This is a genomic window from Pseudotamlana haliotis (genome assembly GCF_008806375.1).
Classification (GTDB): domain Bacteria; phylum Bacteroidota; class Bacteroidia; order Flavobacteriales; family Flavobacteriaceae; genus Pseudotamlana; species Pseudotamlana haliotis.
On the sequence record NZ_WAAT01000037.1, the window covers coordinates 100,850 to 126,245 of the forward strand.

Annotated in this window: 20 protein-coding genes and 1 pseudogene; 8 read left to right on the forward strand and 13 right to left on the reverse strand. The window is 35.6% G+C overall.

Going from position 1 to position 25,396, the window contains the following annotated elements; all coding sequences use genetic code 11:
* Positions 1–184 precede the first annotated feature (184 nt).
* The 6 genes from lspA to F6U93_RS06735 all read right to left on the reverse strand — a co-directional run bounded on the left by lspA (position 185) and on the right by F6U93_RS06735 (position 5,583).
* A complete protein-coding gene (gene lspA / locus F6U93_RS06710) occupies positions 185–694 on the reverse strand; it encodes a signal peptidase II (protein ID WP_150938105.1) in 510 nt (169 codons plus the stop codon).
* Positions 694–1,587 carry an ACP S-malonyltransferase gene (gene fabD / locus F6U93_RS06715; protein WP_150938107.1) on the reverse strand — a complete coding sequence of 298 codons (894 nt, stop codon included), beginning with the start codon at positions 1,585–1,587 and terminating at the stop codon, positions 694–696. Before fabD ends, lspA begins: the two co-directional genes overlap by 1 nt.
* A gap of 41 nt (positions 1,588–1,628) precedes the next feature.
* Entirely contained in the window at positions 1,629–2,189 is a 561-nt protein-coding gene (locus F6U93_RS06720) for a sugar O-acetyltransferase (RefSeq protein ID WP_150938109.1), read from the reverse strand.
* A gap of 14 nt (positions 2,190–2,203) precedes the next feature.
* Positions 2,204–3,760: an NAD(P)/FAD-dependent oxidoreductase gene (locus F6U93_RS06725; RefSeq protein ID WP_150938111.1), complete on the reverse strand. Its 1,557-nt coding sequence runs from the start codon at positions 3,758–3,760 to the stop codon at positions 2,204–2,206.
* Positions 3,761–4,010: 250 nt separating this feature from the next.
* A complete protein-coding gene (locus F6U93_RS06730; protein ID WP_191963465.1) occupies positions 4,011–4,544 on the reverse strand; it encodes a hypothetical protein in 534 nt (177 codons plus the stop codon).
* A gap of 118 nt (positions 4,545–4,662) precedes the next feature.
* A complete protein-coding gene (locus tag F6U93_RS06735) occupies positions 4,663–5,583 on the reverse strand; it encodes a dihydrofolate reductase (protein WP_150938114.1) in 921 nt (306 codons plus the stop codon).
* 304 nt (positions 5,584–5,887) lie between these two features.
* Here F6U93_RS06735 and F6U93_RS06740 point away from each other — a divergent pair, with 304 nt between their 5' ends.
* On the forward strand, positions 5,888–6,184 hold the full coding sequence (locus F6U93_RS06740; protein ID WP_150938116.1) for an isoamylase early set domain-containing protein: 297 nt from the start codon (positions 5,888–5,890) through the stop codon (positions 6,182–6,184).
* Positions 6,185–6,378: 194 nt separating this feature from the next.
* Here F6U93_RS06740 and F6U93_RS06745 read toward each other — a convergent pair whose 3' ends face one another.
* The 5 genes from F6U93_RS06745 to F6U93_RS06765 form a co-directional block, all read right to left on the reverse strand.
* Positions 6,379–7,203: a thymidylate synthase gene (locus F6U93_RS06745; RefSeq protein ID WP_150938118.1), complete on the reverse strand. Its 825-nt coding sequence runs from the start codon at positions 7,201–7,203 to the stop codon at positions 6,379–6,381.
* Positions 7,204–7,602: 399 nt separating this feature from the next.
* Positions 7,603–9,129, reverse strand: a complete 1,527-nt coding sequence (locus F6U93_RS06750; RefSeq protein WP_150938120.1) for a NupC/NupG family nucleoside CNT transporter — start codon at positions 9,127–9,129, stop codon at positions 7,603–7,605.
* Between the two features lie 15 nt (positions 9,130–9,144).
* Entirely contained in the window at positions 9,145–9,762 is a 618-nt protein-coding gene (locus F6U93_RS06755; RefSeq protein ID WP_150938122.1) for a bifunctional nuclease family protein, read from the reverse strand.
* 116 nt (positions 9,763–9,878) lie between these two features.
* A complete protein-coding gene (locus F6U93_RS06760) occupies positions 9,879–10,838 on the reverse strand; it encodes an electron transfer flavoprotein subunit alpha/FixB family protein (RefSeq protein WP_150938125.1) in 960 nt (319 codons plus the stop codon).
* A 154-nt stretch (positions 10,839–10,992) separates the two neighbouring features.
* A complete protein-coding gene (locus F6U93_RS06765) occupies positions 10,993–11,739 on the reverse strand; it encodes an electron transfer flavoprotein subunit beta/FixA family protein (RefSeq protein ID WP_150938127.1) in 747 nt (248 codons plus the stop codon).
* Between the two features lie 401 nt (positions 11,740–12,140).
* Here F6U93_RS06765 and F6U93_RS06770 point away from each other — a divergent pair, with 401 nt between their 5' ends.
* The 7 genes and pseudogenes from F6U93_RS06770 (at position 12,141) to F6U93_RS06805 (ending at position 22,189) form a co-directional block, all read left to right on the forward strand.
* Positions 12,141–13,118 (forward strand): pyruvate dehydrogenase complex E1 component subunit beta, encoded by a 978-nt coding sequence (locus tag F6U93_RS06770; RefSeq protein WP_150938129.1) that lies wholly within the window; start codon positions 12,141–12,143, stop codon positions 13,116–13,118.
* Positions 13,119–13,180: 62 nt separating this feature from the next.
* Entirely contained in the window at positions 13,181–15,682 is a 2,502-nt protein-coding gene (locus F6U93_RS06775) for a DUF5686 and carboxypeptidase-like regulatory domain-containing protein (RefSeq protein WP_150938131.1), read from the forward strand.
* Between the two features lie 272 nt (positions 15,683–15,954).
* Positions 15,955–16,425 (forward strand): PAAR domain-containing protein, encoded by a 471-nt coding sequence (locus F6U93_RS06780; RefSeq protein WP_150938133.1) that lies wholly within the window; start codon positions 15,955–15,957, stop codon positions 16,423–16,425.
* Positions 16,426–16,436: 11 nt separating this feature from the next.
* Positions 16,437–19,508, forward strand: a complete 3,072-nt coding sequence (locus tag F6U93_RS06785) for a hypothetical protein (protein WP_150938135.1) — start codon at positions 16,437–16,439, stop codon at positions 19,506–19,508.
* 2 nt (positions 19,509–19,510) lie between these two features.
* Entirely contained in the window at positions 19,511–20,140 is a 630-nt protein-coding gene (locus F6U93_RS06790) for a hypothetical protein (protein ID WP_150938136.1), read from the forward strand.
* Positions 20,141–20,389: 249 nt separating this feature from the next.
* Positions 20,390–20,834: pseudogene (locus tag F6U93_RS15000) on the forward strand (transposase); the annotation flags it as partial.
* 320 nt (positions 20,835–21,154) lie between these two features.
* Complete coding sequence (locus tag F6U93_RS06805) at positions 21,155–22,189, forward strand: bestrophin family protein (protein ID WP_150938140.1); 1,035 nt, start codon at positions 21,155–21,157, stop codon at positions 22,187–22,189.
* Between the two features lie 20 nt (positions 22,190–22,209).
* On the opposite strand, the gene F6U93_RS06810 is transcribed toward F6U93_RS06805, so the two are convergent.
* Positions 22,210–22,425: a hypothetical protein gene (locus tag F6U93_RS06810; RefSeq protein ID WP_150938142.1), complete on the reverse strand. Its 216-nt coding sequence runs from the start codon at positions 22,423–22,425 to the stop codon at positions 22,210–22,212.
* A 136-nt stretch (positions 22,426–22,561) separates the two neighbouring features.
* Complete coding sequence (locus F6U93_RS06815; protein ID WP_150938144.1) at positions 22,562–24,907, reverse strand: arylsulfatase; 2,346 nt, start codon at positions 24,905–24,907, stop codon at positions 22,562–22,564.
* Positions 24,908–25,396 lie beyond the last annotated feature (489 nt).

The following is a 25,396-nucleotide window of genomic DNA, read 5'->3' on the forward strand; positions in this document are numbered from 1 at the left end:
TGTCTCCTCATGATGGCAAAACGGACATGAGATGTCGTATAAAATAGAGCTAAAGCCGTGTATCTTTGAATAGATAATTAGAAGTAAAGATTTTTCATAAGTTTAGTTTGGTTAGTCAAAAAAGGCTACAACACGTAAATCACGTCTTGTAGCCTTTTTTTTAGCAAAAGAAGATTATTAAAGCTTAGCTTGTTTTCTTTTGTTTTAAACTTACAAAAAGTAAAATAATCATACCGGCGCTTACAGACATGTCGGCGAGGTTAAAAATACCAGTTCTGAAAAAACCGCCTAAATCTATGAATAAAAAATCGGTTACCGAACCATAAACGATTCTATCGTAAACATTGGCTACGCCACCTCCAATAATACTTGCAAAGGCAAATAAACTCCAGTTGTCTAAGCTTTTGTCTTTTAAAATATGTCTTAGTACAAAGCCTAAAACTAAAATAGGAACGATTAACAAAAAGATAAGGCGTAGTGTGGGATTCAAATCACTGCCCATACCTAAAAAAGCGCCTGTATTTTCAACATTCATTAGGGTGAAATAATCACCAATAATAGGGATGCGCTCGCCAGGATTGTTTGCGGTTCTTCCTGCCACGTTAGCTCTAACGATAACTTTTGAAATCTGATCGGCAGCAATGGTTAGAATAATAACCGTGAAAATATAAATGGAACGTTTGCTAAGTTTCATTAATTGTTGGATTCAAGAGTTGCAGAAATCGTTTCTGAAGCTCTGTTTATTTTCTTAACCAAACCTTGCAATACTTTACCTGGACCAACTTCAGTAAATAAAGTAGCACCATCGGCAATCATTTGCTCTACTGACTGTGTCCAGCGTACTGGCGCTGTAAGTTGTGAAATTAAATTCGCTTTAATTTCAGTTTCATCAGTAACTGCAGAAGCCGTTACATTTTGATATATTGGGCAGTTAGGTTTGCTAAATGTTGTGTTTTCAATAGCAGCTGCTAGCTCTTCACGAGCAGGCTCCATCATTGGTGAGTGGAAAGCTCCACCTACCGGTAACACTAAAGCGCGTCTAGCTCCCGCATCTTTTAAAGCTTCGCAGGCTTTATTGATGGCTTCAATTTCTCCAGAGATGACTAATTGACCTGGGCAGTTGTAGTTGGCAGCTACAACAACACCATCAATTTGTTTACATACATCTTCAACAACTTGGTCTTCTAGGCCCAAAACAGCAGCCATAGTACTTGGTTGTAACTCACAAGCTTTTTGCATAGCTAAAGCACGTTGTGAAACCAGTTTTAATCCGTCTTCAAAAGTTAAAGCGCCACTAGCAACTAATGCTGAAAACTCCCCTAAAGAGTGTCCTGCAACCATATCTGGTTTAAAACTATCGCCTAAAGTTTTTGCTAGAATTACAGAGTGTAAAAAGATAGCGGGTTGTGTTACTTTAGTTTCTTTAAGGTCTTCAGCAGAACCTTGAAACATAATATCAGTAATGTTAAAACCTAAAATTTTATTCGCTTTTTCGAATAATTCTTGTGCGAGTTGTGAGTTTTCATAAAGGTCTAAGCCCATTCCAGAGAATTGAGCCCCTTGACCAGGAAATATATATGCGTTCATTGTTTTTGTTTTTTAGCGCTGCAAAAATAAGAATTATAAATTTAGTCGTTATCTATGGTTTTGATAATTTTAGCAGGATTTCCTGCAATAACCACATTGTCTGGAAAACTTTTGGTAACCACAGCCCCTGAGCCAACCACAACGTTGTTTCCTAGAGAAACTCCAGGGCAAATCGTGGCATTACCACCAATCCAAACATTGTGTCCAATTGAAATCGCTTTGCCAAGTTCTTTACCACTATTTCGAGCCTTAAATTCTAAGGGATGCGTTGCTGTATAAATTTGAACATGCGGACCAAACATACAATTGTCTCCAATAGTAACTTCTGCAACATCTAATATACAGCAGTTAAAATTCATAAACAGATTGTTTCCCGCTTTGATATTGCTGCCGTAATCACAATGAAACGGCGGCTCTACAAATAAGTTTTCTCCGGAATTTGGAATGATTTGATATAAAACTTTTTGACGCTCCTCTAAATCAAGTTCACTTAAACTATTAAATTTATGAAACAGTAAGCGAACATTGTGGCGTTCTTTAGCTAAATCAGGGTCTGAAGGGTTATACATTTCTCCAGCAAGCATTTTCTCTTTTTCAGACATAAGTTATTAACGTTTTAAAGTCTCGAAACAGCAGCTTCCGCACAGCGTTCACCGTCCATTGCCGCAGAAACAATACCACCAGCATAGCCACCACCTTCACCACAAGGGTATAAGTTCGTTATTTGTGGATGCTCTAAAGTATCTGTTCTAGGAATTGAAACGGGTGAAGATGTTCTAGATTCTACGCCTACAATATTAGCTTCTTCAGTGTAATAGCCCTTCATTTTTTGTCCGAAGGCCTCAAAACCTTTACGTAATCTTCCGCCAATAAATTTAGGTAAAAGCGAATGTAGTGGTGCCGATTTTAATCCTGGCTGGTATGAAGTATCATTGAGGTCGTTTGATAGTCTGCCTTCAACAAAATCAGTTAAACGTTGTGCAGGTGCCACCTGACTTCTTCCGCCAGCGGTAAAGGCTAAGCGTTCTAAGTTTTTTTGATATTCCAAGCCTTTTAGAACTCCGAATTTTTCATATTTTGCTAAATCGGTATCAACATTTATTTCAACAACAATACCCGAATTAGCATATAAATTATTACGTTTTGAAGGAGACATACCGTTTACCACCACTTCGCCATTGGCGGTAGCTGCTGGTACAATAAATCCACCAGGACACATACAAAAGGAGTAAACTCCACGGTTATTCACTTGTTGAACCAATCCGTAGGAAGCTGCAGGAAGTAATTCACTGCGTTCCCCAGAACAATGGTATTGGATCGAATCAATAATATGTTGCGGATGTTCCACACGAACACCCATAGCGAACGATTTGGCTTCAAGGGCCACTTCTTTATCATGAAGTAAATAAAAGATATCTCTAGCCGAATGGCCTGTGGCTAAAATGACTTTGTCAACGGCTAATTCTTCTCCGTTTTTAAGCTGAATCGCACTTATCGCATTATTTTTTAATTTGAAATCGGTAACACGGGTTTCAAAATGTACTTCACCACCATAATTTAAAATGGTTTCTCGAATATTTTGAACCACTTTTGGGAGTTTGTTAGTACCAATATGTGGGTGGGCATCGATTAAAATTTGGTCTGTAGCCCCATGAAAAACAAGGTTTTCAAAAATACGACGTACATCACCACGCTTTAAGCTTCGTGTGTATAATTTACCATCGCTGTAGGTTCCTGCACCACCTTCGCCAAAACAGTAGTTGGAATCTTCATTAACGTGATGATCCTGATTAATGGCTTTTAAATCGCGACGGCGGTCTTGAACATTTTTACCACGTTCTAAAACAATGGGTTTATAACCCAATTCTATACAACGTAAAGCGGCGTACATACCGGCAGGGCCAAAACCAATAATATGGACTGGTTTAGCTTTTGAAACATCTTTATAGTCAAATTGATATTCTGAAGTTTTAGGAAGCACTTCACGAATATAAACAGCTACCTTATAATTGAATATAATTTTAGGTTTTCGAGCATCAATAGATTTCCGTAGAACTTTTACGCCTGTAATATCCTCACGGTCTATATCTAGTTTTAACGCCGATTTTAAGACTAAAATATCACTGCGCTCTTCCTCTTTAAGCGTAATACGAAGTTGAATTTCTTTTACCATACTGCGAAATTAATGAAAATTGTTGTACCAATACGGCATTAAAATTCTAACCTTTTTTAATACTAAGGATGTATATCTTCATAGAACTAATCATTCCTACATTAAAGCTATTACGGCTCTTATTTTATTAAAGATTATTGTGAAGAAAAGGTAACCAGTTGCTTTAAATTGTTCTGCTGATTTAGAGTTTTCAATATACTTCTCTTGATTCGGTCAGCTAGCATAAAACCTATTAAGCATAGGTAAGTGCTTATTCTGATATTTCTATAAGTGGATCCGGAAACTCTGTCATTCCTGGTATTTCGGGCATAGGGGCATAACTACCTTCTATAGAGCCCATGCATTCTTCTCCCGTGGTTTTATCGATAAAATATTTACCAAAAGCAACATCGTTATCTATATGAATACGATACATTTTAGCGTCTTCCACAATACTGTTATTAAAACCAAATCGTGGTAAACTAAAAGCGTCTATCACAAAGTCTATTTTTTCTTGTTCTTCTGCAGTCGGAATGTAAAAATCGGTCATTCCCAAAGTGTCAAAAGGGGAGATGCGTTGGTTGGTTAGGTTCACTTCAAAATCATACCTGAGGTGGTTTGCTAAACGCCCGTCATTTTTGTTTAACGGTGTAAACCTAATAATACGCCTATATTTAACGATTGTTTTTTTTGAGTTTGACCATGCGGTAATATCATAATCATCTAGAAGGAATTTAAAATCCGGGTATTTAGTCTTGAGTATTTTATTAGCTCTTGTAATTAATTCAGCTTTTTTTAATGGCATGGTTTCTTTTGAAGGATTAGCGGTATTAGCGCTAGTATTTATATTGTTTGATTGGCCATAATACGCAAAGCTTGAAAAGAAAAAAAGCAAGGTGAACAGTCTCGTCATTTAAAGCTGTCTATTTTCTAACATAAGTAATAAAAGAAAATTGATGATCATTCTTATCATCTTTTAGATGAAATTTATGAGCACTTTCTTTCCATATTTTCGTGTCTATTTCAGGGAAATAGGTGTCAGCCTCAAAATTGTCATGTACACGAGTGAGTTCAATTTTATCAGCCAAAGGCAGGGCTTGTTTATAAATTTCTCCACCGCCAATAATGTAGGGTTGCTCATCATTTTTACAAAAATCGATAGCGTCTTGAAGGCTGTTCACTACAATCACACCTTCAGGTACTTCATAGTCTTGTTGTCTGCTTATCACGACATGAATTCTGTTAGGTAATGGTTTTGGGAAGCTTTCAAAAGTTTTACGTCCCATGATAATATGGTGTCCGTTGGTTAATGTTTTAAAACGTTTTAAGTCATCACTTAAATGCCAAATGAGTTTATTGTCTTTTCCAATAGCGTTGTTTTCCGCGGCAGCGACAATAACAGTAAGTTCTTGATTTGTGTTTAATGTTTTTGTAGTTAAGACCTCTTTGGTTGTAGGTTGTGGCGTTACTGGTGCAACTTTAGGTAGGTTTTCTTGAAGTTGTTCAATGCGCTTTTTCTGTTTATCTACTAATTTTGCTAGTTGTTTTTGTTCCCAGTCTTTGCCCATAAACTTATAAGTCACAAAGACATTAAACGTGTGGTATAACAAAAAGAATAACCAAATTAAAATCGCGTATAAAAACCACTCGGCACCTAGTATTTCATTCAATCGGGTACCCATACCTAAAACCGTATTGGCTAGGATTAAAAAAGCACTTCCAATAAGGAATAATACAAAATGAAAATAGAGTCGCTTCTTTTGTTTAATGCGTTTTTGAGCATTTTTAATAAGCTCTAATTGTTCTTTGTCTATTTGTGGAGTTGGTTTTTTTTTGCCGAACATAGTGGTTTAATTATGAAGGTAAAGTTACTGCTTTTTTATTGAGATTAAAATCATTTAATTTAGGAAGACTTTTTTCGATATTATCAAATGAAGCCTGTAACAGTATGTGTTGATTATCAGTTTGTAAAGTAGCGTATTAATTAAAAATACAATAATTATATGAATGAATTATTTAGTTAGTATTATTTTTTTAGAAGCCAAATTATTAAAATGATAATTCTTTCAATATGAGAAATTTAAATGCTTAATTGTGATAAAAACTTTATAAATTAGTAGCTATAACAGCAACGAAAAAAATAAGATTATGGCTATAAAAAAACAATACTTAAAGAGCAAACCGGTTTGTAAAGTAACTTTCTCAATTGATGCTGCTGAGGCTGAAAAAGTAGCTTTAGTTGGAAGTTTTAATGATTGGAGTACTGAAGAAACCGAATTAAAAAAGTTAAAAAGCGGAACGTTTAAAGGCACTGTAAACCTTGACGCAGGAAGTAGCTACGAGTTTAAATATGTGGTAGATGGTGTTTATGAAAACGACGAAGCTGCCGATGCTTATGCTTGGAGCGATTTTGCAGGCGCTGAGAATAGCGTGCTGAATTTATAGAAATAGTATAAAAGAATCTGTCTTTAAAAACAAAGGGGTCATTCTGAATTTGTTTAACTGTGTTGAATCTTCGATTTCAGAATCTCATCAGGCTGTTAACTAGTAGTAATGAGAACCTGAATCATCCATCGTACTTGTCGGCAGGCAGGAGTTCAGGTTGACGTATAGTTCGCTTTTTACGTGATTATTCTTAATTATATAGCAACTTTACCCTTTATGTGTGGGTGCGGATTGTAATCTTCTAAGGTGAAATCTTCAAATTTAAAGTCGAAAATATCTTTGACTTCTGGGTTGAGTATCATTTTAGGAAGTGGTCTTGGGTCTCTTGATAATTGCAGTTCCACTTGTTCGAAGTGGTTGCTGTAAATATGCGCATCACCAAAAGTGTGGATAAAATCTCCGGCTTCATAACCACAAACTTGAGCCATCATCAAGGTAAATAAGGCATAAGAGGCAATGTTGAAAGGCACGCCTAAAAAGATATCGGCACTGCGTTGGTATAACTGGCAAGATAATTTTCCGTTAGCCACGTAAAACTGAAAGAACGCGTGGCAAGGTGGTAAAGCTGCTTTGCCATTGGCAACGTTTTCACTAAAGGATTTTGAAGTGTCCGGTAAAACCGAAGGATTCCATGCCGAGACCAACATGCGTCTGCTATTCGGGTTGGTCTTTAAGGTTTCAATAATTTCTTTAATCTGGTCAATATCATCACCATTCCAGTTGCGCCATTGGTAACCGTAAACGGGGCCTAGATCACCATTTTCATCGGCCCATTCATTCCAGATTTTCACACCGTTTTCAGTAAGGTAATCAATGTTTGTATCACCCTTTAAAAACCACAGTAGTTCGTAAATAATAGATTTTAAGTGTAATTTTTTGGTGGTTACCATGGGGAACCCTTCACTTAAATCGAAGCGCATTTGATAACCAAAAACACTTTTTGTTCCGGTTCCAGTGCGGTCTCCTTTTTCATTTCCGTTCTCTAAAACGTGTTTTACTAGGTCGTGATATTGTTTCATAGGCCTCATTCCTGTACAGGCAGGAATCTGTTTTTTAAGTGAAAATTTCGTTGGAAATTTGAATACATATTCCAACGGCGAATTTAGTGAAAATCATTAAAATTCATCTAACAATTGGTTGGAATTAGATTTCGATAAGTCTACAAGGGGCGATTTCTAAGGTGTTAATATGATGAAATGGGTAACTGAGGAGATTGTTTGTGGCATGTTGTCCTTCGATATACTCTTAAGATTCCTGCTTTCGTAGGAATTTAGCCCTATTCCTGCGCAGGCAGGAATCTTGTTATTCCAACAGGCTAAAACCTGCAAGTTTAGAGCTAGATTAAAGTGATTAGGTAATGCTTTTTTGTTGTAATATGTTCTTCGATATACTCTTAAGATTCCTGCTTTCCCAGGAATTTAGCCTATAATCATTCCGGCAATAGTCGCTGAAATTAAAGAAGCAATGGTCCCGCCAATTAAAGCTTTCATACCAAATTTAGATAAGGTTTTTCTCTGCCCAGGTGCTAGGGATCCAATACCACCTATTTGAATGCCTATGGATGCAAAGTTTGCAAAGCCACAAAGCATATAGGTTGCCATGATTATCGATTTTTCGTAATTAAGATGTATGGTATTAGCTGTGTTTTTTAATTCGGCTAATTGAATGTAACCTACAAACTCACTAGCTGCGAGTTTAATTCCTAGGAGTTGCCCCATCATCATGACATCTTCTTTAGCAACACCAATAAGCCACATAAGTGGAGCGAATACGGTTCCTAAAATGGCTTCTAAAGACAAGGCTTGGTATGGTGAATTTTCACTAACCCAAAGGTTGAAGTTTCCAATAGACCCTATTTTTAAGAAAAAGTAGTTAATCATTGCTATAAAAGCAACAAACACCAGAAGCATGGCAGCGACGTTGGCAGCCAATTTGAAACCTTCGGTAGTCCCAGTAGCAATAGAATCTAATATATTATCGCCAATTTTTTGTTTTGACACAGCAACTTCGGTGTTTACGGCGTCGATTTGCGGATATAAAATTTTTGAAATCACAATAGCTCCAGGTGCAGCCATGACTGATGCCGCTAACAAATGTTTGGCGAAATATTCACGTAAAACCATATCATCACCACCTAAAAACTGAATGTATGCGGCTAAAACACCTCCAGCTACGGTGGCCATACCCCCTATCATCACCAAGAGAATCTCAGACTTGTTCATTTTTTCTAAATAGGCCTTAATCATCAATGGGGCCTCTGTTTGCCCGAGAAAGATGTTCCCGGCAACACTTAAACTTTCAGCGCCAGAAATGCCCAAAAGTTTGGTGAGTAACCAGGCCATGCCTTTGACTACTCTTTGAATGATTCCTAAGTAAAATAAAACTGAGGTTAATGCTGAAAAGAAAATAATAGTAGGTAGAATGGTCACAGCGAAATTGATAAGCGGACTCTCAATCGTGCCCGATATAAAAGAGCTAAATAAGAATTCGGTGCCAGCTTCCGTAAAGGTTAAAACTTTATTGAAAGCTTTACCAAGGTACTTGAATATGTTTTGTATGAAAGGCACTTTTAAAACACCAATAGCAATTAGCAGTTGAAAAGTTAGTCCCATGCCTACGGTCTTCCAATTGATGGCTTTTTTATTGCTACTGAATAAATAAGCAAGTAGAATGAGTGAAATCATTCCTAAAATGCCACGCCATAAGCTATTAAAAGAGAATCCTTCACTAGGGTGGATGGAGGCTTTAGTTTTAGGTTCCTGACTTGATGCAGAATCTGAAGTACTAATTTCAACCATTTCATCACCAGCCGGTAAATAAATGGAATCAGTTGTGATGCCTTGTGTTACAGAATCAACAACAGCATGGGTTTCTGTGTCTTGAGCAAAAGTATTTAAAGATGAGAATAAACAGATTGCAGCAATACACAGAAACAACTTTTTCATAGTCTAAAAATAAGGTTATTCGCGTTTAGAAATTTCATCCCTAATATGCGCTGCTTTTTCGTAATCTTCTGTAGCAACAGCTTCTTCTAATAATTTTTGAAGTTCTTCTAGGGTTTTGCCTTTGTAAGTCTCGTCTTGCTCATCGGTTTCAATTTCATTAGCTACCAATTCATCTAATAAAACACTATCCTCTTGAGATTCATCTTCTTGCTTTGGGTTTACTTTTAAGTAGATTCCAGCTTTATCAAGAATGTTTTTATAGGTAAAAATAGGTGCTTGAAAACGAAGGGCTAAAGCAATAGCATCACTAGTTCTAGCATCAATGATTTCTTCAATTTTATCGCGTTCGCAAATTAAACTGGAATAAAAAACACCGTCTACAAGTTTGTGAATAATCACTTGTTTAACCACAATATCAAAGCGGTCGGCAAAATTTTTAAATAAATCGTGAGTTAATGGGCGGGGTGGGCTAATTTCTTTTTCTAATGCGATGGCAATAGATTGTGCCTCAAAAGCACCAATTACGATAGGGAGTTTACGGTCGCCATCTACTTCATTCAAAATTAACGCATAAGCACCATTTTGTGTTTGGCTATAGGAAATCCCCTTTATATTTAATCTTACTAAACTCATATATTTAAAACGTAAAAAACCGCTTAATTTAGAACTTAACCTTCTGAATATTCAGAAAAGGTATAAAATGCTAAATTAAGCAGTTCTTTAGGACTACACAATTTATAAAAAATAAATTATTGTTGTGCTTTAAAAGCTTTTAATTTTTCAATTAGGGCAGGAACCACTTCAAAGGCATCGCCAACTACGCCATAATCTGCAGCCTTAAAGAAAGGTGCTTCGGGGTCTGTGTTGATGACTACTTTTGTTTTTGAAGCACTAACACCAGCTAAATGCTGAATGGCTCCAGAGATTCCAATAGCAATGTATAAGTTTGATGCTACAGGTTTTCCGGTTTGACCAACGTGTTCACCATGCGGGCGCCACCCTAAATCAGATACCGGTTTAGAACATGCTGTCGCTGCACCTAAAACTTCGGCTAATTCTTCAATCATGCCCCAGTTTTCTGGTCCTTTTAAGCCTCTTCCTCCAGACACTACAATTTCGGCATCAGCAATGCTCACCTTGTCACTGGCTTTGTCTACCGATTCAACTTTAACTCCTAAACTTGGTATTTCAGGTGAGAAGTCTTCCGCGGAAGCGCTACCCGTATTTTCGACCAATCCGAATGCATTATTAGAAACACCTATGATTTTAACATCGGTGTTTATTTGAGTTGCCTCAAAAGCTTTGTTGGTGAAAGCGGTACGTTTAACAGTAAACGGGCTCGTGCTTGACGGTGCTTCAACCACATTGGAAGCGTAACCAGCTGATAAACTCACCGCTAAAAGTGGTGCTAAATATTTGCTATTGGCACTTGAGCTTAATATCACAACTTTAGAGTCTTCTTTTTCAGCAGCTTGTTTGATGGCTGCGGCATAGCCTTTGGCATTAAAAGCATCAAGTTGTGAGTTGCTTACGTTTAAAACTTTATCAACACCATACTGCCCTAAAGCCGAAGTGTCGTTGGCGTTTATAGCAATGGCTGTAACGCTTGTTCCTAATTGGTTGGCCACGGCTTTGGCATAAGAAGCAACTTCAAAAGCTGCTTTTTTAAAGGTGCCTTGTTCTGATTCTGTATATACTAAAACGGACATATTAAATTTTTTTTAATTTCCACGAAAGTAGAAATCTCATTAATGAGTTTTTGTTTTGTCATCCTGAATTTATTTCAGGATCTCATGGTGATTTCGGTATTTCAACGAACCTCTCCGCAATCATTACGCCTCCAATACAGGGGCTAGAGGAGGTCTAAATCACTTTAGCCTCGTTGTGAAGCAAGTTGACCAATTCATCTAAATTATCGGCATCAACTAAAGTCACAGCGCCTTTTGGAGTAGGTTTTTCAAATGAAGTAGAGCTTGTTTCAACCTGCGTTTCGATAGCATCAACAACCTTTAAGGGTTTTTTACGCGCCATCATAATACCTCGCATGTTTGGAATGCGTAAATCACTTTCTTCAACTAAGCCTTTCTGGCTCCCTATAACTAATGGTAGTGACGTAGAAACGGTTTCTTTTCCGCCGTCTATTTCTCTTATCGCTTTCGCGGAAGTCCCCTCAACTTCTAAACCTATACAGTTATTTACAAAATTGGCATCGGTTAATCCAGCAAGCATACCAGGTACCATACCACCATTATAATCAATAGATTCTCTTCCAGCAATAATAAGGTCGTAAGCACCATCTTTTGCGACTTCGGCGAGTTGTTTAGAAACTGAAAAACCATCAGTAGCTTCAGCATTTACACGAATGGCTTCATCTGCTCCAATCGCAAGGGCCTTACGTAAAGTAGGCTCAGTTTCTGTAGTTCCAACGTTAATTACAGTAACGTGAGCACCTTGTTTTTCTTTAAACCACATGGCACGTGTTAATCCAAATTCATCATTCGGATTAATTACAAATTGTACACCATTGGCGTCAAATTTCGTGTTGTCTTCAGTGAAATTAATCTTTGAAGTAGTGTCTGGAACATGACTGATACACACTAATATTTTCATTTGTATAATTTTTATAATGATTAGATATATGTAAAACCAGTACTAATGTTGTTAAGAAACAGACATTAATAAGGTCATCATCTTAATTTTTTAGCAAAATCGTCTGAGATTTTCAGGAGACGAAGTTAATTATTTTATTCGTAAAAATTGCTATGCATGCATAATAATTAATCAAAAAATTAATGATAAATATTACAAAATGATAATGTATGAGCCTTTAGTGTGAAATGGATTAAAGTCCGCGGTTTTATTATGCACTATTATTAATGTATCCGCATAAATAGTAGGTTTTTACTGTAAAGATGGCAAAAACCAAATATTCCTGAATTTTCATTTCACATTTTATAGGATACTTTTAGCAATAATTGTTATTTTTGCTACTCGAATAAAAATAAACTTTAATGAAGACAATTCAATTTAGAGAAGCTATTTGCGAAGCCATGAGCGAAGAAATGCGCAGAGATGAGAGCATTTACCTTATGGGAGAGGAAGTAGCGGAGTATAATGGTGCCTATAAAGCATCAAAAGGCATGTTAGACGAATTTGGTGCTAAACGTGTTATTGATACACCAATTGCAGAACTTGGTTTTGCTGGTATCGCTATTGGTTCTACAATGACAGGTAATAGACCGATTGTAGAATATATGACGTTTAACTTTTCATTAGTTGGAATTGATCAAATTATAAATAATGCAGCAAAAATCAGACAAATGTCTGGTGGGCAGTTTAAATGTCCGATTGTATTTCGTGGGCCTACAGCTTCTGCTGGACAGTTAGGAGCAACACACTCACAAGCTTTTGAAAACTGGTTTGCTAACACGCCAGGTTTAAAAGTAGTTGTACCTTCAAACCCTTACGATGCTAAAGGTTTATTAAAAGCTTCTATCCGTGATGATGATCCGGTTATTTTTATGGAAAGTGAGCAAATGTATGGTGATAAGGGTGAAGTTCCAGAAGGAGAATACATCATTCCATTAGGAGTTGCTGATATCAAACGTGAAGGAACCGATGTAACTATCGTTTCTTTTGGAAAAATCATTAAAGAAGCTTACAAGGCAGCAGACGAATTAGAGAAAGAAGGTATTTCTTGTGAAATTATCGACTTACGTACAGTGCGTCCAATGGATAGAAAAGCGATTATCGAATCAGTTAAGAAAACAAATCGTTTAGTTGTTTTAGAAGAAGCATGGCCGTTTGGTAGTGTTGCTACTGAGATTACTTACTTAGTACAATCTGAAGCTTTCGATTACCTTGATGCGCCTGTTGTAAAAATAAACACTGCAGATACCCCTGCACCGTATTCTCCAGTATTATTGGAAGAATGGTTACCTAACAAAGACGAGGTAATTAAAGCGGTAAAAAAGGTAATGTATAAATAAACTGTATTTTTTTACGTTATATAAACTTCATCAACAACCTTGTTGATGAAGTTTTTTTTATTATGAATATAAGATGCTCACTTTTTTTATTTCTACTAAGTTTTTGTGCAGCTTTTGCGCAAACAAAAGTGAGTGGTTATGTTTTTGATGAAAATGATGAAGCCGTATCTTTTGCTAATGTCATTTTTAAAGGCTCCACTCAAGGGACAATTACTAATGAAGAAGGACGGTTTTACTTAGAGTCTGATGAGACTTGGCCCGAGCTTACCGTGTCTTTTATTGGCTATGAAACTTTAACGGTGCCTTTGCAAAAAAAAATCAACTACGATTTAAAGTTTACACTTGTTGAAGCCACTTCTCAATTAAATGAGGTTTTTATTGTATCCGGTAAGCAACCTAAAAAAAATAATCCCGCTATAGATTTGCTGCGGAAAATTTGGGAACACAAACGTAGTAACGGGCTAAAGCAATTTAAGCAATACGAATATGATAAATACGAAAAATTAGAATTCGATATCAATACCATAGACAGTACACTTATAAATAGTAAACTGTTTAAAGGGATGGAATTCGTGTTTGATGAAGTAGATACCTCTAGGGTTACTGGAAAAACCTACCTGCCTATTTTTGTTAATGAAGCTGCATCAAAAGTATACGGTGATAATGAGCTTAACAAAAACAAAGAAATCTTACAGGGTAATAAAAACTCAGGATTTAGCGATAACCAAAGTCTTATTGATTTTGTGAAAGACCTCTATGCAGATATCAATGTCTATGATAATTTCCTGAAGTTTTTTGATAAAAGTTTTGTGAGTCCTCTATCGCGAACGGGCATCAATACCTATAATTATGTGCTGGCCGATAGTGCTTACATTGATAATAAGTGGTGCTACAATATTATTTATTACCCACGACGAAAAAACGAACTCACTTTTAAAGGCGATTTTTGGGTTGCTGATACTACTTATGCCATTAAGGAAATTAATATGCAGGCCTCAAAAAGTGCCAATATTAACTGGGTTAAGGAAATATATATCGAACAAGAGTTTGAGGTATTAAATGATTCCCTTTTCCTTGTGAAGCGTGATTATATGATGTCTGATTTTGCGCCTAATAAAAAGGAAAAGTCCCGCGGACTCTACGGAAAGCGAACAACCCTTTATGATAATTATAAATTCGATATTAAAAGAGATAAGAAGTTTTATGAAAAAGAGGTAAACTTCTATGATACAGCTGCCTTTGATCGTGATGATGCCTTTTGGGAAGCCAAAAGGATGGAAAAACTTAGCGAAGACGAAAAAGGCGTTTACAAAATGTTGGACACCTTAAAAACGGTTAAGAAGTTTAAAAATCTCTACAGTGCTGGTACTGTTTTAGCTTCGGGTTACTATGAGTTTAATACTTTACCGCTAGATTACGGACCGGTGTTTTCTTCCTTTGGATACAATGAAGTGGAAGGTGTACGTTTACGTGCCGGTGGGCGCACCTATTTTGGGAGAAACGATTTATGGCGTATTGAAGGGTTTATGGCCTACGGATTTCGTGATGATAAATTTAAATACGGTATATCTGGAAAATGGCTTATAGATAAGAAAACCCGATTGATTATAGCCGGCGGAAATCGTCGTGATATCGAACAGATAGGGGCGAGTTTAACCAATTCTACTGATGTTTTAGGAAGAAGCTTTGCGTCGTCTGGAATATTTACAACGGCCACTAATGATAAACTAACCAATATTAATTTAAGCACCTTATCGCTTCAGTTTGAGCCTGCAAGAAATTTAATTTTCAGACTGGGCGGAAGTTATAGAACTTTAGAGTCGGCTTCAGAAACCTTCAGTTTAGATTACTATGACCCCAATTCTCCAACGGGAGTGTCTTCTGAAATCAAACAATACGAAACCGAAATTTTAATGTCTTATTTTCCGAATAGAAAAATGACAGGATTTGGTGTAGAGCGCTCTGCAGCAAATGACGATTATGCTCAAATTTATGCCTTAATCAGTAAAGGTTTAAAAGGAAGGCATAATGATAATTTTGATTATACTAAACTACAGTTTAGATATGTGCAGCCTTGGCAAGTAGGTGGTTTCGGAAGGTTGTTTACCACGATTGAAGCTGGGAAAACCTTTGGAGCTGTGCCTTTAGGTTTATTAAGTGTTATTCCGGGTAACCAAAGTTATTTTTCTATTTATAACACTTTTTCTCAAATAGATTTTTATGAGTTTGTTACCGATGAATATGCCTCTTTACATGTAGAACATAATTTTAACGGACGCTTGTTTTCTCGAATTCCGTTAATTAAAAAGTTTAATTTACGGGCTATAGCTGGCTTTAGAACGGTTATGGGAAGTATATCTCAAGAAAATATAGACCTGAATGCTTCTGGCTTAAACTACGTTGCACCGTCTAAAGACCCTTACTACGAATACAGTTTTGGTATAGGTAATATTTTTAAGGTTTTCCGAATCGATTTCAACTTCCGCGGGAACTACATGGATGAGGTTGAAAACCCTAATGCCCGACCTTTTGGGATTACAGGGGCTTTTGGTTTTAGTTTTTAGGAAGCATCTCTTTTTCTTTCTTTCACAATTTAATACATTTTTTCAATTAACATTGATGTGCCGATTTGGGTTGGTTAGTCATATGTGTAGTGTTTGTTTAGCTCAATTAAAAATTTAGATGTCATTCCGACAATAGGACGAATCTTTTCCAATAGAATAAAAAAACTTCAACTAAATAAAAAATTTCTATTTAAAAAAGAAAGTTAAATCGTACAAACAAAAAGAATAATACTTACATTTGGTACTTCTCAAATCTATAAAGTGTATTCTATATGTCTGGAAAACCTGCAGCGACTTTAGGAAGTCATCATACTTGCCCCATGTGCAGTGGCACTACGCCCCATGTTGGCGGACCAATAATTAAAGGTGAAGCTAATGTTTTATTTAACGGAAAGCCTGTGGCTACTATGGGGAGCATGTGCACCTGTAATGGTGGTCCAGATACGGTTATTAGCGGGAATCCATCGGTACTTGTAAATGGGAAACCGATTTCTTGTTTGGGAGATTCCACGGCTCATGGTGGGGTGATTACCGTAGGCGAACCAAATATTATAGTAAGTAGTTCTGCGACAGTACCTTCTGAAGCCCTGCCTGCCGAAAAAATTCCTTTTCCGAAAATCACTTCATTAGATAGAATCAAATCGACGGTTATTGGCCAAGGTGAAAACCTAAAAGAAGCTAGAAAAAAACAGGAAGAAGCTAAAAAGCAGGGATACCTCATTCAAATTGATTTTAGTGTTTAGATTTTAAGGAAATGAGAGTAGAGTACCCCATCATACCATCTTACGGAAACCATCCCGACGAAATTGAAAAAGAAAAGACCAATGCTTATCATTTTGGCCATAATAACAGAAACGGTTTTTTTCCACTTGGTATAAATAATTCTTGGCACGGGGGTATACACATTGAAGGTCTTGGTACCAAGGTTTGTGCGATAGCCGACGGTCGTATTATTGCTTACCGTTTTGCGGAAGATTATTTACCTGAAAAAGATAGTGAAACGGCTAAATATTCCAATAGTTTTATGTTAATACAGCATGATTTTGAAACTCCTGAAAAAATAAAATTTCGTTTTTATAGTCTGTACATGCACTTGCAGCCTAAAAAGGAGATGGTTGCTAGTAAGGACGGTCAAAATATTCCTGATTTGTACGCGAAGTATGTGGTAAAAATAAAAACGAATTCAAGGGAAATGGGATTGAAAGTTCGTGAGTATAAATCCGAGGTTTTAGAAAAACAGAAAAAGGAAACTCATTTTTTCGCTAAAGGAACCACTCTGAAAATGGAGTATGATGTATGCTTGCCTCCAGAACATTGGATGTGTGGCAATGCTTCATATGTGTTTTGTTCTCATAACAATAAAGTTTTCTGTGTATACAAAGGCTACTTAACTGATGAGGTTGATGAGTTTGTTAAAGTAGATCATTATAAAGCTAAAGAGGTTAATGTTTTTGGGGAAGCCGATTATAAGGGAACCATGTTGTTTGACGCTGTTAACGGCAATTTTGTCGGAATGGAATGTTATAATACAGAATTGGAAATAGAAAAAACAAAAGATAAAGCCTGGTATAAAGTTAAAGGTACTGACCACTACGTTTTAGCCCAAGACTGTAGCAAAATTTTCAAGAAAATAAAAGATGATGTCTTTTTTAAAACGGTTGAAAATGTTGACGTGCCTATAAAGGCAGGACAAATTATAGGTAACCTTGGTCAATATAACTCTGAAAACTGTAAATCGTATAATGCGTTACATTTAGAAGTGTTTACAGATGATGCCAATCTTTCTGAATTTATAAATAATACTAAAGATAAGGATCGGATCACATATGAGGTTGACAAAGGTAAAAAACTTCATAAAGGAAAGCCTTGTGATTTATTACTAACAAATACCAATGTAAAAATTTTTGAATGTGATGGGGATTATACACAAATCGGGTTTGAAGATGAAACCGCTGTTGTGCCCTATGTTATACTGAATGATGAAAATAAAAAAATTAAGACCTATGTTAATGGAGTTAAAGTAAGAAACAATGTTTACACCATTAAAGAGGCAGATTTTGACGAAATCAATTCCCAATTAAACCATGTTTTACCAAATAAGCAATCTGAAGTCTATTATATAAATAAAACAGGAGCTGACAATGTGAACAGAACCATAGGTTATGGTATGAAATATTCAGGAAAAAAGTTTTGGGTGAAATCTATAGAAGTTACTGGAGATTCTGGTGCTTGGGTAAGTTTAAGGGCTGCTATCAATACGGTGTTTGAGAATAAACCTAGTAATCATTCTGAAACTGTTGAGGTTTTGAAAACCTCCAAAATAATAAAAACAGCAGAAGCTAAAGATAGTCAAGGCGTGCTGTGGTGGCATGTCAAAACGAAACAGGAAGCTGGTTGGATTAAAAAATCGGAACTCACAGAAAAGAACCCCTACAATTGGACTGATTTTGGCTGGAAGCTATTAGATGATACTGGTGATCAATATTTTTATATGTTCGGTGAGTTTGTTGAAAAAAGCAGTCCGCATAAATTCGTCGAAGATATCTGGACACAGGCCGATACCGACGGAGATAAGGTGTTATCTAATTTTGAATTACAGCAGGTCATGCGAAATAAGGCATCCCTACATCACGTTAGTAAGTTAATTTGTAAACATGAGAGTGAGTGGAATACTTGGAAAAATATAGATATATTTGAAAGAGAACTGAAAAGCTTGTTTCAAAAAGGCATCGATGAGGCCTCTGATCCTGAAAGGAAGCAGGAGCTAGAAACCCAGCGGGACAAAAAAATAAAGGTCATAACAAACAAAACAGGAAACTTATGTTTCTGGGATGAAATAACCACAGGTGATTTACGCTCTAAAGAAGAACGTAAACAAACCTATATTGCTGCCCATCGCAAGTATACACCAGTAATCAGAATAACCGATAACCTTACTGTTGAAGAACAGGGTTTAGCTTATGATTTTGAAATCTTAGATAAAAAACGCATAAAACGTCAATTCCCAAAAGAATCAAATGTGTATCATTTTCATCCTATTGCTTTTGTGGAGCAGATGAAGATGATTGTAGGGGTTAATATTACCACTTATTTTATTTTCTATAATGGAAATATAGAAAAACATCTATCTTCTTCTTTAGAAGTAAATAAGTATAAATATGTTTATGTTGATGATAAAGGGAGTCATCACGAAATTTGTACTACTGAATTCTTTGTTATTAAAAAGAAAAAATATGGAGTAGTACATTATTCGAAACCTACTCATGCTGCCATAATTTATGATGAAAATGTAAGTGAAGGTAGTACGTCAAGAAGAGTTAAGTATGTTAATAATGATATAGCGGAATATGGAGAGCATCCAACAAAGGGGAAGATTTGGAGATTATATGAAGCCTTAGATGAAGATGTTGAAATTGTTAAAATGCCCGATAACCTAAATTATTCAAAAAATGGAGTAATAATTAAATATCAATTTACTAGTACAAAAAGAAGATTTACAGGTTCTGGGTCTTTAGCAGGTTTTATTGGTGCATTAGCTGAACATCAGGAGGGAATAAAGACGACAGGAAGTTGCTTTAATGAAGGCTCTTGTTTTCCTAGTTCAAAACACGTCAACGGAGAAAGCGTAGATACAATATACAAATGGGACCAAAATAAAGATCAAAAAATAATTGATGCTATGAAAAAGTTTCATTTTAACGAAAGGTTAATTGGTTCAAAAAAATATTTTGAAAATTTCAATAATGCATCTGATGGAGGTTCACTTCATAACTCGCATTTACATTCTGGAGAGTTTGATAATAATAAAATTCAAATTATAAAATAATTATGAAAAAAGTGATATTTATTCTTGTCATGGTAGTTGCATTAGGGCTGATATCATGTAAAGAAACTTTAAGTAATAAATCAGAAGACACGACGTGTTACAATAAGAAAGATACTGTTAGTGACATGTTAAAAAATACTATAAGTCCTAAGGAAAAGGGTATTCAGTTAATGGGTGATTCTTTAATTTCTGATGGAAATTTTATTGATAAAATTAATACAACATGTGTTTCGGGTGGAGATTTGGAGATTTCTGATTCTTACAAAATGAAATGCGAGTTTTTTAAAATAAAATTTATTTATGAAAACTTAAATGGTATAAATAATGAGGTGATTCAAAATTTTAAAAATATAAACTATAGTATTAAACAATCTAAAGAAACATCTGATGCTGATGATTTTGTTATAAAGAATTTAATTTTAAAGAAAGAAGGAGTTTTAACCGATTCAATCAGAATGTATAGTTATGAAAACTATATAGAGGCTTTAGCTCAAAAAAATGAATATTTTTATATAAAGGATAATAATTTGTGGATATTAAAATTTAATATTGATGAAGACGGTGTAAATGTTGTTGATTGGCATAGATTTACAGTAAATGATGGTGGTAAGATTATTTTGGAAGAAAACTAAATTATGTAAGTTTCCGATAGCGAGGACTCGTAGTCCATGCCATTCATGAAATATTAAAGAGGTATCATAAAAATGTTTCTAAAAATAAATAAGAGTTGTCTACAAAATATAAGGCTACAGAAAAGGATGTCGCGTATTTTATAACAATAACGACAGTAAGTTGACTAGATGTTGTTGCATTAGATTTGTTTTGAGTTATTAGTATGGCACGGACTACAAGTCCGCGCTATCGGGTGAAAGATGTCTACTTTTTTGTGCTCCGACAATTTGCCTAGCCTGGAAAAGATGGTAGAGGCTATTTCCCCAGATGGCATTCGTCAGATCGGTACTGTATATCAAATTAGAAAATCGTTAAACTATGTAAGTTACAACGACCGAAAGGCAATAATGGTAGATATTAAGGCTATTTATCAAGCAGACAATAAGGGATTTACAATAGAAGCTTTTGAGGTGTTTAAACAAAACTTGGAGGCAAATACCTATCTGCCGTAAAGTCTTGGGGAAATAACTGGCAAAACCTAACCACATTTTTAATCTACCCTAAAGAAATTAGGAAACTCCTTTACGCCACCAATATATTGAAAGTTTTAATGCAAGTCTGCATAAATAAACAAGAAACAAAAAGGTATTTCCCAATGATGGTACAGCCTTGAAATTTATTTATTTGGTAGCTCAAGGTGTCAGTGAAAAATGGTAGAAAACCAGATTTAAATGGGGTCGATTTACATTCAATTGTATGTTTTTTTTCTGATAGGTTATAATCAAAACTATTTTAATCTATGAAATTTGAAATGTTTTTCAAAAGCACATAATTTTGGATAAACGCTATGGAATTATAAATTTAAGATGTATAGCTCAATAATTCGTTATATTTGGATCAAAATTATTTATTGTATATCTGCGTGTTTCCAAGTATTCTGTATCGCATAGGTTTCTTAAAATTAAGTAGTAATAATAGTTCAATCAATAAATTTGAATGGAGGCGTTTTAAACCAAATAACATAAAAGAACAATATGATAGAATCTAAAAACATTGGATTTATAAGACTTTTTAAATGGTCTGGAGGTTATTTTTTTTGGCTTCTAGTTTTTAATGGTATAGTGGCATCTCTCTATCATTTTAAAGTGATAAACATAATTATTCCTTGGTTACCTGTTTCAATTATTGGTACTGCGGTTGCGTTTTATCTCGGATTTAAAAACAACAATGCTTATGAGAGAATTTGGGAAGCTCGAAAAATATGGGGTGGCATTGTAAATACAAGTCGTAGTTGGGGGATGCTTTTAGATAGTTATATTAGCAATCAGTTTACTGTAACTGATAAAAGTAGTTCTGATATTCATCAAATTAAGCAACGACTCATTTATCGACATATAGGATGGTTATATATTCATAGAAATCAACTTCTAACACCAACAACTTGGGAGCATAAAAAAGATACCCATAAATCTAGAATAATTGCAGGTTATTTCAGAAAAAACTTAGGAAAACGACTTTTGAATAATGAAATTAGTGAAGGCGAATTAAAAGATTATTTTCCAAATGATGAGTACGATACCTTAATTGGTTATGCCAACCCAGCGACCCAAATTATGAACGCACAGTCTAGGGATTTACAGGTTTTGCGACAAGAAAATGTTATTGATGATTTCAGACATATGCAATTAGAAGATTTGTTAAGAACTCTTATAGAATTGCAAGGTAAAAATGAAAGAATTAAGAAATTTCCTTTACCAAGGCAGTATTCCTCTATAAGTGATTATTTTGTTGCCATTTTTCTATTCCTGTTGCCTTTTAGTATGGTTCCAGAATTGATGGCTTTTGATAAATGGATTATTTGGCTTTCTGTGCCAATAACAGCTTTAATTGGTTGGGTTTATATTATGATGGAAGTTGTTGGTGATACCTCTGAAAATCCTTTTCAGGGTCTAGTAAATGACATTCCTATGCTTTCTCTATGTCGCACTATTGAAATAGATTTACGTGAAATGTTGTGTGAGAAAAATCTTCCCGAACCTATTAAAGCGGTAGATGGGGTATTAAATTAAAATACATATTTGTATAATACTTAATATAGGTGTGATTCCAATTCTTGAATGGAGTTGTATGGTTTAACCCGATATCGTGGACTTGTAGTTCGTGCCATGCCTAAAATATAAAAGCAGCACCCCAAGAAAGTTCCTGAAAATAAATAAGAGATGTCTACAAAATATAAAGCTACAGAAAGGGACGTCACGTAAGCAAATGGTTGTATGTCAAAAATTTCTTTAACTTTTTCTTGCAAAACAGGTAGAAGCTATAAACTGCGAGAGTTTATAGCTTCTGCCAATATAAATTTTACTTAATAGTTTGTTATGCTTTGCTTTTGTTTCTAGTTTTTATTCAATTACAATTTTGGTTATAAGTGACTAAATATATAACTACTCTACACTAACTATCACTTCTTTAATTTTACCTGTAAAAGTAGTTTCCTCTGGACCATAACCAATACCTAAAGCTACTGGAGTTTGGTTATCAAGACCTACATCTGCTGTTTCATCTGCCGAAAATATGTTAGGTTGCGTTTTTTCAATACGCCCATTTCCAACTTCTTTATTGTCAACAAAAATAGTAGCGACACCACCTTTACCTAAACCATTTCCATCATAGTTAAAGTCAACTTTAACTGTAGTAGCCCCTGGTGCTAACTTGTTCTTTCCTGAAATTACATAACGTTCTAGTCCGAGGAAGTTATAGGTAAACTCAGGTATGCCATCTTTCATGTACATAGACCATCCTCCAAAACGACCACCTTGAGTAAGAATAACGCCGTTAGCACCATCTTTTGGTACTTCGATATCAGCCGTTATTGAAAATGATTTATTCTTGATGTTAATAAAGGTATTCTCCATCATACCTTCCATACCTTCATATAACTTTAACGATTTTCTACCACCCATAATGTCTGGACGTCCAGCTAGAGCTGGGTTCATTCTTTCGATGGTTCTGTCGTCAATTGGTAATACATGGTATTTTTCGGCTTCAGCCATAAACAAGCTCTTCATCTCTTTTACTTTCTCTGGATATTGAGCTGCTAAATTTTTTGATAAGCTAAAATCCTTTCTTGCGTTGTATAGCTCCCAAACATCGTCATTTAAATTAGGTAAGTTGGTCATCTCCCAAGGCGCTCTGTGAATGGTTCGTGCAAACCAACCATTGTTGTATAAGGCTCGATTACCAAACATTTCAAAGTATTGAATGGTATGTCTTTCAGCTGCTTTGGCATCGTTAAATGAGTAGGCAAAACTGGTTCCTTCAATCGGGATTTGCGGTACGCCGTTTACTACTTTTGGTTCTGGAAGTCCAACGATTTCTAAAATAGTAGGGGCAATATCAATGGCGTGAGAGAATTGCGTTCTTAAACCTGTTTTGTCTTTTATACCTTCTGGATAGTGGATAATCATACCATTTCGCGTACCACCAAAGTCTGAAGCCACTTGCTTGGTCCATTTAAATGGCGCATCAAAAGCTACCGCCCAACCAGCTGCCATGTGCGGAAATGTTCCTGGGCCACCCCATTCATCCATTAGAGGTAATAAGTCTTCTACTTTTTCTTCTACACCATTAAAGTAGGTCATCTCATTATACATTCCAACCATTCCGCCTTCGGCACTAGTTCCATTATCTCCTGCAACAAAAATAAATAAGGTATTATCTAATTCACCGATATCGGCCACGGCATTCATTAAACGACCTACTTCATAATCTGTCATTTCCATAAATCCAGCAAATACTTCTGCCTGGCGTGCAAATAATTTTCTTTCGTTTGCTGTTAACTTATCCCAATCCTTAATATCTTTTGGTTTTGGAGTTAAGTTGGTGTTTTCAGGAATCATTCCTGTACGCTTCATTTTTGCTACTGTTTCTTTACGGATAGCATCCCAACCTTTATCAAACTGTCCCTTATACTTATCAGACCATTCTTTAGACACATGGTGTGGTGCGTGAACAGCCCCCGTTGCAAAGTACATAAAGAAAGGTTTGTCTGGCGTCATCGACTGCTGTGCTTTTACCCAGTTGATCGCTTGGTTGGTCATGTCTGTAGTAAAGTGGTAATTTTCCGTTTTTGGAGGGTTTACTTTTTTTAACCCATCATAAATTAGTGGCGCCCATTGATCGGTTTCTCCACCAATAAATCCATAGAACTTATCAAAACCTTGGTATGTTGGCCAACGGTCAAAAGGTCCAGATACAGAAGTTTCCCAAGCTGCAGTTTCGTGCCACTTTCCAAAAGCACCAGTGCTATAGCCATTCAGTCTAAGCATCTCAGCTAGCGGCGCTACACTTTTAGGTAGAGAGCCTGTATTACCAGGATAAGCCGTTGAAGATTCCATAATAGACCCAGTGTTACAAGTATGGTGGTTTCTTCCTGTTTTTATTGCCATCCTTGTAGGTGAACATAAGGATGTGGTATGGAAATTATTGTAACGCAAACCGTTATTGGCTAGTTTGTCCATAGTTGGTGTTTTGATAGGACCTCCAAACGAAGAAGTTGCACCAAAACCTAAATCATCAATCAATACGATTACAACGTTAGGAGCGCCTTCGGGGGCAGCTACATTGAATGGTTTAGGAGGTTTTGTATTTCGTACATCCAACTCTGTATAGGTCTTTGCTTCTGGTGGCACTACAGGAAGGATTTCACGGTTAATTTTCTCTTGTGCTTCTAGGCTTAAAAAGCTCAATAGCATCATGAGGGTTACTAAAGAGAAGTTTTTGGTTTTCATATTCACTGGATTTATATTTATTCTAGTTTAGAGTGTTAGTAGTTATTAAATTTAATTAATATTAAAGCTAGTTCAGCACCAACTTGTCGTTGTGTTTATGTAGGTTTGAAGTCGTTTTTAAAAATCACAGATGATTTAATATGATTTTTTATAAAATTCTTTTAAGTAGGTCTAAACAAATATATTCATTTATTTGATGGGTTTTTAATATAATAACAGATCTAGACTAATTAATAATTTTTAATACATTAAAGTAAAGATGAATAATTGAATTTAGATAACATTTTGAATAATTTAAAAGAATTTCACTTAGAGTATTCGTTCGTTTAGAGAATAGGGTTTGAGATATTTAGAAAACATGAATTCAAACAAGAGTTGTTTAATGTTTTAACTAGAGATGATTAATGGTACTGTAGCATTGTTCAAATTCTAGAATATAATTCCATTATTAATAGATTGATGGTTTTAGTGAATTTTTCAACTCATATA

Bases quoted from the DNA above. Each gene is read 5' to 3' on its own strand.
- F6U93_RS06790 (WP_150938136.1), top strand. From the start codon at position 19,511: ATGAAAAAAGTGATATTTATTCTTGTCATGGTAGTTGCATTAGGGCTG.
- F6U93_RS06755 (WP_150938122.1), bottom strand. From the start codon at position 9,762: ATGAGTTTAGTAAGATTAAATATAAAGGGGATTTCCTATAGCCAAACA.
- F6U93_RS06730 (WP_191963465.1), bottom strand. From the start codon at position 4,544: ATGCCATTAAAAAAAGCTGAATTAATTACAAGAGCTAATAAAATACTC.
- F6U93_RS06745 (WP_150938118.1), bottom strand. From the start codon at position 7,203: ATGAAACAATATCACGACCTAGTAAAACACGTTTTAGAGAACGGAAAT.
- F6U93_RS06760 (WP_150938125.1), bottom strand. From the start codon at position 10,838: ATGTCCGTTTTAGTATATACAGAATCAGAACAAGGCACCTTTAAAAAA.
- F6U93_RS06750 (WP_150938120.1), bottom strand. From the start codon at position 9,129: ATGAAAAAGTTGTTTCTGTGTATTGCTGCAATCTGTTTATTCTCATCT.
- F6U93_RS06720 (WP_150938109.1), bottom strand. From the start codon at position 2,189: ATGTCTGAAAAAGAGAAAATGCTTGCTGGAGAAATGTATAACCCTTCA.
- F6U93_RS06770 (WP_150938129.1), top strand. From the start codon at position 12,141: ATGAAGACAATTCAATTTAGAGAAGCTATTTGCGAAGCCATGAGCGAA.
- lspA (WP_150938105.1), bottom strand. From the start codon at position 694: ATGAAACTTAGCAAACGTTCCATTTATATTTTCACGGTTATTATTCTA.
- F6U93_RS06775 (WP_150938131.1), top strand. From the start codon at position 13,181: ATGAATATAAGATGCTCACTTTTTTTATTTCTACTAAGTTTTTGTGCA.
- fabD (WP_150938107.1), bottom strand. From the start codon at position 1,587: ATGAACGCATATATATTTCCTGGTCAAGGGGCTCAATTCTCTGGAATG.
- F6U93_RS06725 (WP_150938111.1), bottom strand. From the start codon at position 3,760: ATGGTAAAAGAAATTCAACTTCGTATTACGCTTAAAGAGGAAGAGCGC.
- F6U93_RS06780 (WP_150938133.1), top strand. From the start codon at position 15,955: ATGTCTGGAAAACCTGCAGCGACTTTAGGAAGTCATCATACTTGCCCC.
- F6U93_RS06785 (WP_150938135.1), top strand. From the start codon at position 16,437: ATGAGAGTAGAGTACCCCATCATACCATCTTACGGAAACCATCCCGAC.
- F6U93_RS06805 (WP_150938140.1), top strand. From the start codon at position 21,155: ATGATAGAATCTAAAAACATTGGATTTATAAGACTTTTTAAATGGTCT.
- F6U93_RS06735 (WP_150938114.1), bottom strand. From the start codon at position 5,583: ATGTTCGGCAAAAAAAAACCAACTCCACAAATAGACAAAGAACAATTA.
- F6U93_RS06765 (WP_150938127.1), bottom strand. From the start codon at position 11,739: ATGAAAATATTAGTGTGTATCAGTCATGTTCCAGACACTACTTCAAAG.
- F6U93_RS06815 (WP_150938144.1), bottom strand. From the start codon at position 24,907: ATGAAAACCAAAAACTTCTCTTTAGTAACCCTCATGATGCTATTGAGC.
- F6U93_RS06740 (WP_150938116.1), top strand. From the start codon at position 5,888: ATGGCTATAAAAAAACAATACTTAAAGAGCAAACCGGTTTGTAAAGTA.